Source organism: Dactylosporangium roseum, assembly GCF_025264685.1.
Classification (GTDB): domain Bacteria; phylum Actinomycetota; class Actinomycetes; order Mycobacteriales; family Micromonosporaceae; genus Dactylosporangium; species Dactylosporangium roseum.
Window position 1 is genome coordinate 7,999,235 of record NZ_CP073721.1, and the last position, 14,311, is coordinate 8,013,545.

The window sequence follows — 14,311 nt, forward strand, 5'->3', positions numbered from 1 at the left end:
GTCGGGAACCGGGTGCGGGCGGGCCCGGTTCCGCCGTCTGAGCAGCTCCGGCGGGCGTAAGCCACGCACCGTGGACGATGTAGCGGTCCCGCGGGATCGGCCACAGCTCGTACGGCACGCCGGCGGCCCATGCCTTGAACGGGGCGAACTGCTTCTCCCGCGGGCCGCCGGTGAGGTAGTGGCCGCGGGACTGTAGCAGCAGCGTGCCGCCGGCATCGAAATTGATCGCGGTCTTGGTGCCGTCGAGCTTCTCCTCGACGACGAGGAACCGCCCCGCCAACTCGCCGAACGGGACCTGCGCCAGGCTGCGGCCGCGACCCCGGGCAGATGGGGCGTTCGGGGGAACTCGCGCAGCATCCGCACGTTGTACGGGAGACAAATCCGTTGCCGACACGGGTTTTCTCGGGTGAGGGAAAGGGTGTTCCGGCTTCCGCGCGCCGACGCCGGTCGAAACGATCGGCATGACATCGTTTGGCCCGAATCACTTGCCCGGAACACACACCAGGGCAAATTTGGGAGGGTTGTGTGGAAAGAAAGTCCGTGAAGGGGCTGGTCCTCTTCACCGCGGCGGCCACGGTGCTGGCCGTGGCGCCGACGTCGAGCGCCCTGGCCGCACCCGCGGCGCCAGGGCAGCCCGAGGCCGGCGCCGCCGGCATCCCGTGGGGGCAGTGCGCGAGCCCCGGCCTGCAGCGGCGCGGCGCCGAGTGCGGCCTGCTGAGCGTTCCGCTCGACTACAGCAAGCCCAACGGCAAGAAGATCCAGATCGCGGTCTCGCGGATCAAGGCGAAGGTCGCGGCCAAGGACTACCAGGGCATCATGCTGGTCAATCCCGGTGGCCCCGGCGCCTCCGGCCTGACCTTGTCGGTGCTCGGCGAATTCGTGCCGAACGGTGCCGGCGAGGCGTACGACTGGATCGGCTTCGATCCGCGCGGCGTCGGCTCCAGCGTCCCGGCGCTCTCGTGCGACCCGGACTACTTCAACGGGCCACGTCCCGAGTACATCCCCTGGAACCAGAACATCGAGAAGACCTGGCTGAACCGTTCGAAGGGCTACGCCAAGGACTGTGGCACGGCGGGCGGTAACCTGCTCGACCACATGACGACGGTCGACTCGGTCAACGACATGGAGTCGATCCGCAAGGCACTGGGCGCCAAGCAGATCAACTTCTACGGCTTCTCGTACGGCACCTACCTCGGCCAGGTGTACGGCACGCTGCACCCGGACAAGGTCCGGCGCATGGTCCTCGACGGCAACGTCGACGTGCGCAAGGTGTGGTACCAGGCCAACCTCGACCAGGACGTGAACTTCGAGCGTAACGTCAAGATCTGGTTCGACTGGCTGGCGAAGTACGACAGCGTCTACCACCTCGGCAAGACCGGCAAGCAGGTCGAGCTGCGCTGGTACGCGGAGCAGAACAAGCTGCGCGCCAAGCCCGCCGGCGGCGTGGTCGGTCCGGACGAGTGGACCGACATCTTCCTGTACTCCGGCTACTACCAGTCGACGTGGCTCGAGTTGGCCGACGCCTTCGCGGGCTGGGCCAACGACGGCAACACCGACGTCATCGTCGCGGCCTACGAGGACTACATCGGCCCCGGCGACGACAACGGCTACGCGGTGTACAACGCGGTGCAGTGCACCGACGTGCAGTGGCCGCAGAGCTGGAACCAGTGGGAGCGCGACAACTGGCGCACCTTCCTGAAGGCCCCGTTCATGACCTGGGACAACGCCTGGTACAACGCGCCGTGCCTCTACTGGCCGGCGAAGGCGTCGAAGCCGGTCAAGGTCGACGGCTCGAAGGTCAAGAGCGTCCTGTTCGTCGGCACCACCCTCGACGCGGCGACGCCGTGGGAGGGCAGCCTCGAGGCCCGCCGCCGCTTCCCGAACGGCAGCCTCATCGCCGAGGTCGGGCAGACCACGCACGCCAACTCGCTCAACGGCAACGCGTGCGTCGACGACGCCATCGCCGACTACCTCGCGACCGGCAAGCTACCGGCCCGCAAGAACGGCGACCGGCCCGACCTGTCGTGTGACGCCCTGCCGCAGCCCGACCCGACGGCGGCCTCCGCCCAGGCGAAGGCGCTGCGCGCGGACAGCCTCACTCGCGAGCCCCTGTACCCGGTCCACCACTGACCACCCGCCAGGAAGGGGGCGCCCGCACTGACGGGCGCCCCCTTCCCTTTGGCGTTGATCATGCAGTCGTGGTGCCTCGACACTCCGCTTTTGTCCGAGTTTGTCAGGCACCACAAGTGCATGATCAACGCTAGAAACGAGGGCGGCTACTGCTGGACGATGAACTCCACGCGGCGGTTGATCGCGTTCGCGGGGTCGTCGGTGCCGGGGACCTTCGGGCGGCTCTCGCCGAAGCCCTTCGACGTCAGCCGGTCCGGCGCGATGCCCAGCGACACCAGTGTTTCCAGCACCGTCTTGGCGCGGGCCTCGCTCAGCACCTGGTTATGGTCGGGCGTGCCGCGGAGGTCGGTGTGCCCCTCGATGCTCACCCGGACCGCCGGGTTCGCCTTGAGGATCGAGGCGACGTTGGCCACTACGGCCTGCCCCTGCTGGGTCAGCGTCGCGCTGTTGTTCTCGAACTCCACGGTCGGCAGTGCGCCGAGCTGGGTCTGCACCTGCTCCGGCGCGGCGGCCGCGCCGACGACGAGCTCGTTCCTCACCGTGCCGGCCACCGCCTTCGCCGCGACCTCAGCCTTGTCCTTGACCTCCTGCGACACGACGGTCCCGGTCAGCGTGACCGTGCCGCCGGTCGCATCGATCACGCCGGCCTTGGTGTCCTTGCCGAGCGCGGCCACCACGGGGCCGAGGCCGGCCAGGTCGGCGCCGCCGGCCGTACGCTTGGCGTCGACCGTGATCTCGTCCAGCACGTTTTCCGCGCCGAACGCCGTCTTGGCCGCGTCGACCAGCGCCGCGTGAGCCGCGTCCGTGGGCACGGCACCGGTCAGCACGACCTTCCCGGCGTCGACGAGCAGCTTGACGGCGGCCGGCTGTGGCGGGACCGCAGCCTTCGGCGGCGCCTCGACCCGCACGACGCGGACGCCGTCGAGGTCCAGCGTGATCCTCTTCGCCTGGTCGACCTGGTCGGCGGACTCGACGTTGACCGTGCCGTCCCGCCCGACGAACCGCACGTCGGCATCGATCCCGGCATTGGACAGCGCGACCTTGGTGCGATCGGTGAGATCGCCTTCGATGTTGTGCCGATGCGGTACCTCGAACGCGTAGACGAGCGCCGCCAGCCCGACGATCCCGACCCCGATCGGGACCAGCGGGTTCCGCCGCCGGACCTCCCAGCGGACGCTCCTGGTCCGGGTCGCCATCACGCCCGCCCGGTGTCACGCCCGGCGACGAGCCGCCGGGTAAGGTCGGCGAATCCGTTCTCGTCGCCCTCCGCGAGCAGCTTCGCCTGACGGGCCCAGGTGACGAGGCTCGGCGCGAACCGCAGGTTGGCAGCCTCGAGGGCGGCGCGCAGGGTGTCGACGTCGGCCGCGGCGAGCTGGGCGTACGTGCGGATCCCCGAAGCGATCAGCGCGGCGGACATCTTGGGCCCGATGCCTTCGATCCGCTTGAGGTCGTCGGCCGGGGTGTCGTCGGCAGCGGCGGCCTGCGCCGGTACCACGGCGACAGGCTGCGGCTCAGGATCCGGCGCGGGCTCCGGCTCCGGCTCAGGCTCCGGCGCGGGCTCGGGCTCCGGCGCGGGCTCGGGCTTCGGCTCAGGCTGCGGAGCGGCTGCCTCGGCGGGGGCCGGGGAGGCGTCGACCGGCACTTCTACCGCGACATCCATCGCCGCATCGGCTGCTGCATCAGCCGGGGCATCGGCAGACGTCTCGGACAGAGCATCGACGGACGTCTCGGCCGGGGCATCCACCGGCGTCGCTTCCGGGGTAGGGTCGGCCATCGGCTCGGTCGCCGTGGGAGCCTTGGTTGCCTTCGCTGTGACCTCACGGCCGGCGATCAGGCGGCCGGTGAGCTCCAGGAAGCCTTGCTCGTCGCCGTCGGCCAGCAGGCGCGCCTGGCGGCCCCACGTCGACAGGCTCGGCGCGAACCGCAGGTTGGCCTCGGCGAGCGCGTCCTCGACGGTGCTGCGGTCGGCGTCGGCCAGCGCGGCATACGTCGCGATGCCCGCCGCCCGCAACGCCGCCGCGATCTTCGGGCCGATGCCCTCGATCCGCTCCAGGTCGTCGGGCTCGGAGGCGGTGGCGAACGCGGATTCGACCTCGGCCACCAGCGCATCGTCCACAATGGTGGGAGTCGGCTCAGCCGCCGCCCGCTCCGCGACCGGCTCGGGTTGCAGGACCGGCTCGGGCCCGGCCGCGACCGGCTCGGGAACCGCTGCCGGATCGGGGGCCGGATCGGCCGGCGGCGGCGCCGTGAGGGGAACGGCGTCCGTGGTGGACGCATCCGACCGTACGCGGCGGAGCTGCCGGCCCCACCACAGATAGCCGACGAGAAGGCCGAGCAGGAACGCCAGCGCGATGAGCAGGAGTGACTGGTTGGTGAACCAGACCACGACGGGCCTCCGAGGGGGACGTGACCGACGCGTGAAGAGGGAGTTCGCGGGGCAGCCTTCCACACCTCGATGCCGAGCAACAGAGCCGCGAAGACGACCTGTGCCTGCCGGTTCCGGCGGTCTGTCGCCAACGCTCCCGGCCCATGGCGGCATTTCCGCAGATAGAACGCATTTGCCGGAGGTACGGCACATGAGGTACCGAAGAAGGCACCAGACTGCCGGTGGAGGCTTGGTGCTGAAGCTCACGACTATCGGAGGCGACTGAGCATGGGGAAGACGACGCGAGTGCTCGCCGTGGCGGCAGTGGCGGCTGCGGCCGCCGGTGTCGCGTGGGCTCTGCGTGACCTGCCGGCGCAGCTAGGTGCGGTGCCGGCAGGCGGGCGGGCCGAGCGGATGCGCCGGTCGCCGCAGTTCGGCGAGGGCCGGTTCCGCAACTCGGTGCCGGCGGACATCGTCCCGCCGCACGCGATGCGCAACGCCTTCGTCGAGCTGCTGACCGGCAAGGAGCCGCGCCGGCCGGCGGGGACGATCCCGGTGGTGCGCCCCGATCTGGGCGGCAAGCTGGCCCCCGACTGGCTGCACGTGACGTGGCTCGGCCACTCGACCGCGCTGGTCGAGATCGAAGGTGTGCGGGTCCTGTTCGACCCGGTGTGGAGCGACCGCTGCTCACCGACGTGGTTCCTCGGGCCGAAGCGGATGCACCCGATGCCGCTGCCGATCGACGAGCTGCCGCGTATCGACGCGGTGGTGATCTCGCACGACCACTACGACCACCTCGACCTGGCGAGCATCCGGGCGCTGCTGCGCACTCAACAGGCGCCGTTCCTCGTGCCACTGGGTGTCGGTGCGCATCTGGAGCGCTGGGGCGTGCCGCGGGAGCGGCTGGTCGAGCTAGACTGGGACGAGCAGGCGATGATCAAGGACGTGCGGCTCACGGCGACGGCGGCGCGGCACTTCTCGGGGCGGCGGTTCGCCCGTGACGGCACGCTGTGGGCGTCCTGGGTGGTCAAGGGTGCACGGCGCAGCGTGTTCTACACCGGCGACTCGGGCTACTTCGACGGCTACAAGGAGATCGGCGCGCAGCACGGGCCGTTCGACGTCTCGCTGATCCAGGTCGGCGCGTACAACGACGCGTGGCCGGACATCCACATGAAGCCGGAGGATGGCGCGAGCGCACACCTCGACGTCCAGGCCGGGGTGCTTATCCCGCTGCACTGGTGCACGTTCAACCTGGCGCTCCACGCGTGGTCGGAGCCGGTCGAGCGGTTGCTGGAGGAGTCGGCGGCCCGTGACGTCACGCTGGTCGTGCCCCGCCCGGGTGACCGGATCGACATCGACGTGTTGCCAGCGGTTGAACCGTGGTGGCGCTCTATTGCCTGAGCATGAAATGAGCAGGTCAGGGACACGTGTCCCGGCGCAGTGGGCCGGCGCGCGTGAATGACAGTGTGGGAGGCAGGTCACCGCCTGCCTCCCACACTGTGGTCTTCCCTCAGCGAAAATCGATCGTGGAATTGATCGCCGTGCCGCTCAGCGCGGATCGCGCCACATCGGCCACATCGCCGGGTCCGGCCCGCCGTCGGGCAGACCGAACGGCGCGTCCAGGTCGGTGTAGCCGTGCCGCAGGTAGAGGGCCCGGGAGCCGGGGCTGCTCGCCTCGAGGTATCCCGGGACACCCTGCCGGTCGAGGTGGGCGTGGTGCTCGTCGAGGAGCCGCGCGCCCAGGCCCGCCCCCTGATGCCGCGGGCCGACCGCCAGCAGCGCCAGGTGATCGTGCGGCGCATGGAGCGGGTGCGCCTTGTGCATCGCCTCGTCGAGCTGCTGGAACCTCGGCGTGTGCACGCCGCAGGCGGCCAGCAGCCGCTCGTCGTAGTCGGGGATGTCCGGCACACCTTCCGGGGCGCCGGTGTACCAGACCGCGACCGCGGTGTGGTCGTCGGTCGTGTACACCACGCCGTGCTCCACGCCGTGCCGGACGAGGATCTCGAAGTCGTCCTCCAGGATGCGACGCCGCTCCGCCGGGTTCGGCACCAGCCACTGGCAGACCGGAAGCGGTTCAAACGCCTCGGCGACCAGTTCGGCCAACACCCGTACCTCCGGCAGCGTCGCCCGGCGGATCGGCGTTCCCGTCATGAACGGCTGTCCGCGAACGGGGCCTGGGCCTCGATACGGGCGGTGTTCGCCTTGGCGCCGAGGCCGATGGCGTCGTAGTCCGAGCGGTTGACGGCCCGCAGGATCAGCGCCCAGATGACGCCGATGACCGCGACCGCGCCGTACGCGGCCGGGAAGGCCCAGACCGCGGCGTTCTCGGTGCCGGGCGCGAAGCCGAGCAGCCCGCCGAAGTTGTCGACCACCAGCCAGATGATGTACCCGAGGGCGATCGTCGCCAGGATCGGCGCGAGGAGCCGCGACCAGGCGCCCTCACCGCGGGCGTCCTTGGCGAAGTAGAAGATGACCGACAACGAGGTCGCCGTGACGAGGAACAGCACACCGACGCCGCCCGAGGTGCCCAGCCAGAAGAACAGGTTGAGCAGCGGGTCCCAGCCCTGCACCGCGAAGACCACGAGGACAGCGAGCGCGATGACGGTCTGGAACAGCGAGCCGGAGGCCGGCGCGCCGGAGCGGGCCCGGGTGCGGCCGAAGAACGCCGGGAGCACCCGCTCGCGGCCGAGCGCGAAGGCGTACCGCGCGGTCGTGTTGTGGTAGCTCAGCGCGGCGGCCGCGATGCTGGTGGTCAGCAGGATGAGGCCGGCGTCGGCGGCCCACGCGCCACCCTTCTCCGCGAGCGTCGGGAAGAACGGGCCGCCGCTGGCAGCCATCTCCTGCGCCGCCGGGACGGTCTTGTCCACGCCGATGCTGGCCGCGGCGGCCCAACTGGTGATCGCGTAGGAGAACACCATGACGCCCAGGCCGAGGAACGTGGCGGCGGCGACGGTGCGGTTCTTGCTGCGGGCCTCCTCGGCGAAGACCGGTGCGGCCTCGAAGCCGACGAACGCGGTGACCGCGACGGCGAACGCCGGGCCGGCCGCGCCGCTCAGGGCGCCCCAGGTCCACGGCTCGAAGCTGATCGAGCCGCCGTCCGGGTTGCTGAAGAAGATCACGTCGAAAATGGTCACGACGATGAGCTCGGCGCCGAGCAGGATCATGAGGACCTTGCTGTTGACGTCGACGCGCAGCAGGCCGAGCACCGCGACGACGAGCCACAGCGCCAGCGCCAGGATCCACCACTTGACGTCGACGTCGGCCTTCTCCGCGAGGATCAGCGAGGCGTAGAAGCCGAACGCGCCGTAGAGGCCGATCTGCAGCAGGTTGTAGGCCAGCAGCGCGACGAGGGCACCGGCGACGCCGAGCGGCCGGCCGAGGCCCTGCGAGATGTAGCTGTAGAACGCGCCGGCGTTGGTGATGTGCCGGGACATCGCGACGTAACCGAAGCTGAACACGGCCAGGACGACCGCGATGATCACGAACGCGAGGGGGAAGCCGGTGGTGCCGACCCAGCCCCACGCGCTGGACACCAGGGCGCCGACCACCATCAGGGGCGCGGCGGCCGTGAGAGCGAACATGATGACGGAAGGCACGCCCAGCCTGTCGCGGGCTAATGCCTGTGATACCACGCTAGGTCGCGAAGGCGCCGTAGCGGACATCGGTCCTCCAGGGGTTGAGGGGGAAGGGGAGAGGGAAGTCCGAGTCGCGCCGTCACCCGCGCTGCGAGAGCACCGCGTCGCCGACCGCCGACTCGACCTCGAGGATGAGGTCGCGCAAGGGCGGCGGCAGGGCGGCGATCGCCTGTTGAAGTCTTCTGATGCCGGCCTGGTCGGTGTCCCAGAGGACGTGACCGGTGAGCCCGGTCGCCTCGGCCAGGCCGGCGAGTGTGGTGTCGGCGACCCGCATCGGCTCCGCGCCGGTGAGCAGGCGGCGGAGCCGCACCACACGACCGGCGGGGAGGTTGATGTCGGTCGATACCCACCGGGTCGTGCTGCGCAACAGCCGCCGGACCGTGGTCTGCTCGACCAGCCCGACACGCGCGAGGCGCTGCCCGACCGCGTCGACCGCCGTCTGGCCCAGGAACAGCAGCCAGGTGCGCACCTCGCGGTGCTGCGTCTCGGCGATCATCGTGGCCAGGTTGGTGTGCGCGAGCGGGTCGGACGGTGGTTCGCGGCTGATCACCCGCAGTCGCGGGCCCTCGCAGACGATCCTCTGCTCGAGCACCAGCTCACCGAGCATGGCGCCGGCCAGCCCGAGCTCGACCGCGCGCTGCGACAGGCGGGACTTGCCGTCCCGGTCGTCGTGCGCGATCAGGAAGAAGTCATCGGCAAGCAGCATCCGCCAGCACTCCCGCGCCGTCCCGGAAGGCGCGCAGGGCACGCCGCGCCGTTGAACCCACCCAGGCGCGCACCGTCACCGCACTTCCGTCTCGTCGTGCGACCCCCTCGGGCCGCACGCTTCCCGGGGCCTTCCCGCACGGCCCGAGGTTCCGCCGATTTCCTGAACCCTTCAAGTTCGGTCCCGAAAGATCTCGGGACCCAACGCGAAAGCATGCACCGCGCGTTAGCGTCTTCGCAACTCCGCAAATAAAGGTTTGTGTTAACAAGGACCAACAAAGTGGTATTGACGGTAGCCGCGCGAATCGCGAGCTACTGAGCGTCACGGGTGAGATTTCGCTGCCAGCGGTACTTTCCGTGACATGCGAGCAAGCATATGTGACATGTTGTCGGTCCTTAGACGACAGCGGATCGCATCGATCTCGGCGCCACCCTCTCGGCGCCACCAGTGCGGATGCAGATCTACGATCGTCGTGCGATGCTCCATGAGATTCCGCGAAATGGCCGGGTTGCTTTCGACTCGACATGACGCGTGGTGACGTCGAGCTATCGCGAACAAGATTCACCATGGCTACCGCCCGTACGGACCGTAGCCATGGGCCGCCCGGCGGTGAACGCTACGCGACGGACGGCCCGCTCGCCGCCTCCGCGGCCTCGTCGACGGCCTCCAGCAGCTCCTCCAGCGAGTAGCCGCCGTCGTGCCGGACGCCGTTGATGTAGAACGTCGGGGTGCCGTTGACTCCGCTGCGCACGCCGCCGACGAAGTCCCGGCGGACCCGGTCGAGGTGCAGATGGGCGCCGACCTCGTCGGCGATCTCGTCGGACGGAAGGTCGAGTTGCTCCACGCCGACCATCAACTGCCGGGGGTTGATGGCACGCTGGTGCTCGAACAGCCAGTCGTGCATCGGCCAGTACTTGCCGCGCGCACCGGCCGCCTCGGACACCTCGGCCGCGAGCTCCGCGTACGGATGGACGTTCGTCAGCGGAAAGTGCCGGAACGTGAAGCGCACCGCGTCCTGGCGCAGCCGCAGCAGGTCCCGCACGATGGGATGCGCCATGCCGCAGTACGGGCACTGGAAGTCGCCGTACTCGACCAGCGACACGGGTGCCGTCTCCGGGCCGATCGTGTGGTCCTCGGGGCCGACGGGCACCACCAGTCGAGCCAGGGTGACCTGGAACGGAGTGGTTGTCATAGCACTGGCCGCCTTCCGCTGTCGAGCCCCTCGAGGGCGTTGAGGATCCCGTCGGCGCCAGGGTTCACCCCCGGCGGGGAGACCTGACTCCAGACCACCACGCCGTCGGCGTCCAGCACGAACAACGCACGCTCACACGTCCCGGTGGATTCGTCGTAGACGCCGTAGTCGCGAGCGACGGCCCCCTTCGGCTCGAAGTCGGCGAGCAGCGGGAAGCGGATGCCTCGATCCTCCGCGAAGGCCTTGTGCGACCACACGCTGTCGACGGAGATGCCCAGCACGCCGGCGTTGTAGCGCTCGAACTCGGGCATGACGGCCGAATAGAGCGCCATCTGATCGCTGCAGACCGGGCTCCAGTCCGCCGGGTAGAAGGCGAGGACCGCGGGGCGCCCGCGAAACTGCGTGGTGCCGACCGTGTGGGCGTCCGGACCGGCCGGCAGCTCGAAATCGGGCGCGTGCTGCCCAGGCTGAGGAAATGGACCGCTCATGCCTTAACGGTTCGCCGCCCCTGAGCGGGCGTGTTCACCCGGATCGGGTGTCCTTACCGGGTCAGACCGAGGTCACCGTCTGCGGGGTCAGCGGGCTGCCGGTGCACACGGTGCGGGCCTCGGGATGGGGCACACCCACGACCTTGACCTGCTGGCCGTCGCGTAGCTTCGCCGCGTCGGGGCCGAGCAGCGTCCAGGTCACCGAGTCGGTCACGAGGTTGACGCACTGCCCCTCCACCCGGATCCTTCCCTGCGCCGTGACCTGTGGGAAGTCGTCGGTCGGCGGCTCCGGATCCGTGGTCTTCGGCAGGCCGGACGGCAGGCTGACGGTGGGCAGCGGCCGCACGCTGCGCGGCGAGGCGGCTGGCGTGCCGGCGGAGGCCGGGGCGGACGCGGCGGCCGTCCCCGAGGCCGAGGCCGCCGGTGCGGCGGTGTCGGCGCCGCCGGAGGAGCGGGCGGCGCAGCCGGCGAGAACCGCCGTGGCGGCGAGGAGGAGGCCCAGTGTTCTCATGCCCACTTGGACCTCCTCCTGCCGTGCACGGTTCCGTTCGACCCTCAACGGGTCGGGCGAACGGTCAGGCCTTGACCAGGATGGTCATGGACGTGCCGTTCTCGAAGAGCGTGAAGATCTTCACGCCGTTGTTCGGGACCTTGACGCCGTAGTAGACGTTGTTGGCCGGAACCTCGCGGTAGTAGCTCTTGCTGTCGTCGAACAGCGGGTTGCCCCACTGGCCGCCGAGCGTGCTCGACGCGTTGTTCGCCCCGTAGTGCAGGGTGAACTTGTCCGTCTTCCGCATGGAGAACGGTGCGTCGAACCCCTGGATCCGCGGGCGCCACGGCGTGCCGTCGCCCTTCAGCATCAGGTCCGGGTGCGAGTCGACCGGCAGGATCATGCCCTCGCCGTGGTGCTGGCTCGTGTTGTTGTCCCGGTACGAGGTGTCCCAGTACGTGACCAGCAGGCCGGTCTGGTACGGGAAGTGCTCGACGTAGTCCGGCCGGTCCGCGAAGCCGAAGTTGTACGGGCCGGTCTTCATGTACTTGTCGAACGACTCGTACGTGCGGTGCGAGGCGATGAGGTAGTTGTCGTACTCGGTGGTGAAGCTGTTGCCGATGGCGCTGAAGCCGACCGCGGTCCAGCCGTTGGCGCCCGACTCGGCACCGTCGGCGAAGATCGTGGTCGCGCCGTTGGTCACCTTGATGTCGTCGGCGAAGAAGCCCTGGCCCCCCGTGTTGGTGTCGGTGGAGTACCGGAACCGCAGGCCGACCGTCTTGCCCGCGAAGGCGGACAGGTCGAAGGTGGCCGGAACCCAGCCGGAGCTCGTGCCCTTGACGCCGGCGCCGCCGTCGGACTCGGGCCCGTTGGTGATCGAACCCTTGACCGGCTTGAACCCGGTGCCGTCGTCGACCTCCACGTAGGCGTAGTCACACGGGTCGGAGCCGCAGTCCTCGATGTCCCACGACGCCTGGAAGCTCAGCGCCGAGGTGCCGGCGGGCAGCGTCACCGTGCGGGTCAGCGTGTTGCTCAGGTTGTTGCCCGCACCGCTCCACCACGACTTGCTTCCCTCCGGCGGGACCGGCAGGTTGGTGACGACCCGCTTCTTCGGCAGGTTCACGATGACGGCCTGTGACTTCTTGCTGTTGTACTCGTGCGGTCCGAGGTCGACGAGCTTGGTTTCGCCTGCGTTGACCGCCTTGTAGTCCAGCCAGCCGAGCTGGAGCTTGTCCCATGCGCCGAGGTCGGCGGCGCGGGCCGCAATGCCGTTGTCGCTGGGCAGGCTGACCCGGCTCTGGCCCATGATGGTCCACCAGTTCACCGGGTTCTCGGCGTTGCCGCCGGCGCCCGTGGTGTCGTAGTGGTCCGGCAGGCCGAGGTCGTGGCCGTACTCGTGCGCGAAGACGCTCAGGCCGCCGTTCTCCGGCTGGATCGTGTAGTCACGCACCCACAGGCCGGTGGCGCCGACCTGCGTGCCACCGAACTTGTTGAAGTCGGGGCCGGAGGTGGTGTTCTGGAACGCGGCCCAGCGGTGGCTCCAGATCGCGTCCTCGCCCTGGTACGGGTCGCCGTCGGCCTGGTCGCCGCCGGAGTGGACGATCTGGAAGTGGTCGATGTAGCCGTCGGGCTCGTTGAAGTCGCCGTCGTGGTCGTAGTCGTACCGGTCCCACGTGTCGTACGAGGCGAGCGCGGCCTTGATCTCGGCGTCGGTCTTGCCCTGGGCGTGCTGCCCGTCGACCCACGCGTTGACGGCGTCCTGGACGAGGTACCAGACGTTGCTGCAGTTGTTGGAGGCGCACGGGTAGCCGTTGGAGCGACCGTAGCGGGCCTCGTTGTACGGGACCTTCACCCAGTCGGTGACCGTGCCCTCGACGCTGTAGCGGCCCGAGGACTGCTTCTCGTAGTAGGTCTTGAGCGACTCCGCGCCGTTGCCGGTCGCGAAGTACATGTTCTCGAAGTACTGCTTGCTGAAGTCCTGCTGCCAGATCGTCGAGTTGTCCACGGCACGGTTCGGCGCCGGGATCTCGTTGTGCAGCGGGCCGTCGAAGCGGACCGGACCCTCGAAGTTCGGGCTGGTGTCCTGGTCCGGGTAGCTCGGGTGCCGCTGATTGCCGAACTCGGCGAGCACGACGAAGATCTTGTCCGTCTTCTCGCGGCTCAGCTCGACGTACTTGTCGACGTGACCCCTGCGCTTGTCGCCGATCTTGACGACCGTGCTCGCTCCACGCTTCTCCGTAGCCGCCTGGCCCGACAGCACCTTGGACAACGCGACCTCACGAGCCTCGCGCCGCTTCTCCTCAGCCGGGTTGGGCAACTCGTCGGAGGGTGCCGCGGTGTCGAAGGACGGTGGCTGCTTGGCCGGGACGGCATGTGCCGCGCCTCCGCCGACGAACACCCCCATCCCCGACGCAAGCGTGAGACTCAGCAGTCCCACGGTCAATTTACGCACAGGTTCCTCCCTGGTGGGGCATGTAAGCACCAAGGCACTATGTCGATGCCTCGATGCACCTGTCGCGAGAGATTAGGGGCTGTGCGCACCCATTGAAGATCCACTTCGGGGTATATGCATAGTTGCAAGGGTCAAAGCAAGGGTGACCCCGCCTATTGAGCACGATCTCTCAACTCGGAGAGATCGCGAACGATCACGTACAGGCGTCCGGTCTGGATCAAGCCCTCTTCACGGAGCGTGCGCAGCGCCTTGGTCACCGCCTCGCGCGAGGCCCCGGTCCAGCCGGCCAGTTCGTCCTGGGACAGCGGCAGGTTGATCCGCAGCCCGTCGCCGGTCTGTTCACCGAAGCGCTCCGCCAGCTCGACCAGCCGGGCGGCCACCCGTCCGGTGGTGTCGTACGCGCCGAACTCGATGCGCTTGCGGTCGGCGTCCCGCAGCCGGCGGGCCAGCTCCCGCATGAGGAGGAACGAGACGCGGGCGTGGCCCAGGAGGTACCGCTCGAAATCAGGCGACGGCACAGACAGGGCGGTGACGGGTTCGAGCGCGGTGACGGTCGCCGAACGGGGACCGCCGTCGATCGCGGACAGCTCCCCGAGCAGCGCGCCCGGGCCGCGGACGGCGAGCACGACCTCGGTGCCGGAGGCGGTGTCCGAGGAGACCTTCGCCCGGCCGGAACGCACCACGACCACCGAGTCGGACCGGCTGCCCTCGCGGTAGATGACCGCGCCGCGCTTCCACTGCTTGCGGTGCCCGGCCGCCTCCAGGGCAGCCTGCTCGTCAGGGAGCAGAAGATCGAAGAACTCGGTCACCCGCCCTCCGCTTCGCTCCGGCCGGGCAACCTCCGCCCTGCGCC

At 69.5% G+C, this 14,311-nt stretch carries 12 protein-coding genes and 1 pseudogene; 2 read left to right on the top strand and 11 right to left on the bottom strand.

All coding sequences use genetic code 11. The features are described from left to right. Positions 1-115: 115 nt before the first annotated feature. Positions 116-463 (bottom strand): annotated as a pseudogene (locus Drose_RS39305) (RNA ligase family protein); the annotation flags it as partial. Between the two features lie 62 nt (positions 464-525). Between Drose_RS39305 and Drose_RS37645 the strand changes: the two are divergent. After that, on the top strand, positions 526-2,130 hold the full coding sequence (locus tag Drose_RS37645) for an alpha/beta hydrolase (RefSeq protein ID WP_260725951.1): 1,605 nt from the start codon (positions 526-528) through the stop codon (positions 2,128-2,130). Positions 2,131-2,276: 146 nt separating this feature from the next. On the opposite strand, the gene Drose_RS37650 is transcribed toward Drose_RS37645, so the two are convergent. Both Drose_RS37650 and Drose_RS37655 read right to left on the bottom strand, forming a co-directional pair. Then, positions 2,277-3,326, bottom strand: coding sequence for an OmpA family protein (locus Drose_RS37650; RefSeq protein WP_260725952.1), 1,050 nt, complete (start codon positions 3,324-3,326; stop codon positions 2,277-2,279). After that, entirely contained in the window at positions 3,326-4,516 is a 1,191-nt protein-coding gene (locus Drose_RS37655; protein ID WP_260725953.1) for a helix-hairpin-helix domain-containing protein, read from the bottom strand. Before Drose_RS37655 ends, Drose_RS37650 begins: the two co-directional genes overlap by 1 nt. Positions 4,517-4,783: 267 nt before the next feature. Between Drose_RS37655 and Drose_RS37660 the strand changes: the two genes are divergently transcribed. After that, positions 4,784-5,896, top strand: a complete 1,113-nt coding sequence (locus Drose_RS37660) for an MBL fold metallo-hydrolase (protein ID WP_260725954.1) — start codon at positions 4,784-4,786, stop codon at positions 5,894-5,896. A gap of 147 nt (positions 5,897-6,043) precedes the next feature. On the opposite strand, the gene Drose_RS37665 is transcribed toward Drose_RS37660, so the two are convergent. The 8 genes from Drose_RS37665 to Drose_RS37700 form a co-directional block, all read right to left on the bottom strand. Then, positions 6,044-6,646 carry a GNAT family N-acetyltransferase gene (locus Drose_RS37665; protein WP_260725955.1) on the bottom strand — a complete coding sequence of 201 codons (603 nt, stop codon included), beginning with the start codon at positions 6,644-6,646 and terminating at the stop codon, positions 6,044-6,046. Further along, complete coding sequence (locus Drose_RS37670) at positions 6,643-8,076, bottom strand: APC family permease (protein ID WP_260725956.1); 1,434 nt, start codon at positions 8,074-8,076, stop codon at positions 6,643-6,645. The genes Drose_RS37665 and Drose_RS37670 overlap by 4 nt, the downstream gene beginning before the upstream one ends. 133 nt (positions 8,077-8,209) lie before the next feature. Then, positions 8,210-8,836, bottom strand: coding sequence for a GOLPH3/VPS74 family protein (locus Drose_RS37675; protein ID WP_260725957.1), 627 nt, complete (start codon positions 8,834-8,836; stop codon positions 8,210-8,212). Positions 8,837-9,452: 616 nt separating this feature from the next. Further along, a complete protein-coding gene (locus Drose_RS37680; protein ID WP_260725958.1) occupies positions 9,453-10,028 on the bottom strand; it encodes a DsbA family protein in 576 nt (191 codons plus the stop codon). Further along, entirely contained in the window at positions 10,025-10,516 is a 492-nt protein-coding gene (locus Drose_RS37685) for a redoxin domain-containing protein (protein WP_260725959.1), read from the bottom strand. Before Drose_RS37685 ends, Drose_RS37680 begins: the two co-directional genes overlap by 4 nt. A gap of 61 nt (positions 10,517-10,577) precedes the next feature. Continuing rightward, positions 10,578-11,033, bottom strand: coding sequence for a hypothetical protein (locus Drose_RS37690; protein ID WP_260725960.1), 456 nt, complete (start codon positions 11,031-11,033; stop codon positions 10,578-10,580). A 58-nt stretch (positions 11,034-11,091) separates the two neighbouring features. Continuing rightward, positions 11,092-13,458 (bottom strand): immune inhibitor A, encoded by a 2,367-nt coding sequence (locus Drose_RS37695; protein ID WP_260725961.1) that lies wholly within the window; start codon positions 13,456-13,458, stop codon positions 11,092-11,094. 152 nt (positions 13,459-13,610) lie between these two features. Next, positions 13,611-14,267 (bottom strand): Crp/Fnr family transcriptional regulator, encoded by a 657-nt coding sequence (locus tag Drose_RS37700; RefSeq protein WP_260725962.1) that lies wholly within the window; start codon positions 14,265-14,267, stop codon positions 13,611-13,613. Positions 14,268-14,311 lie beyond the last annotated feature (44 nt).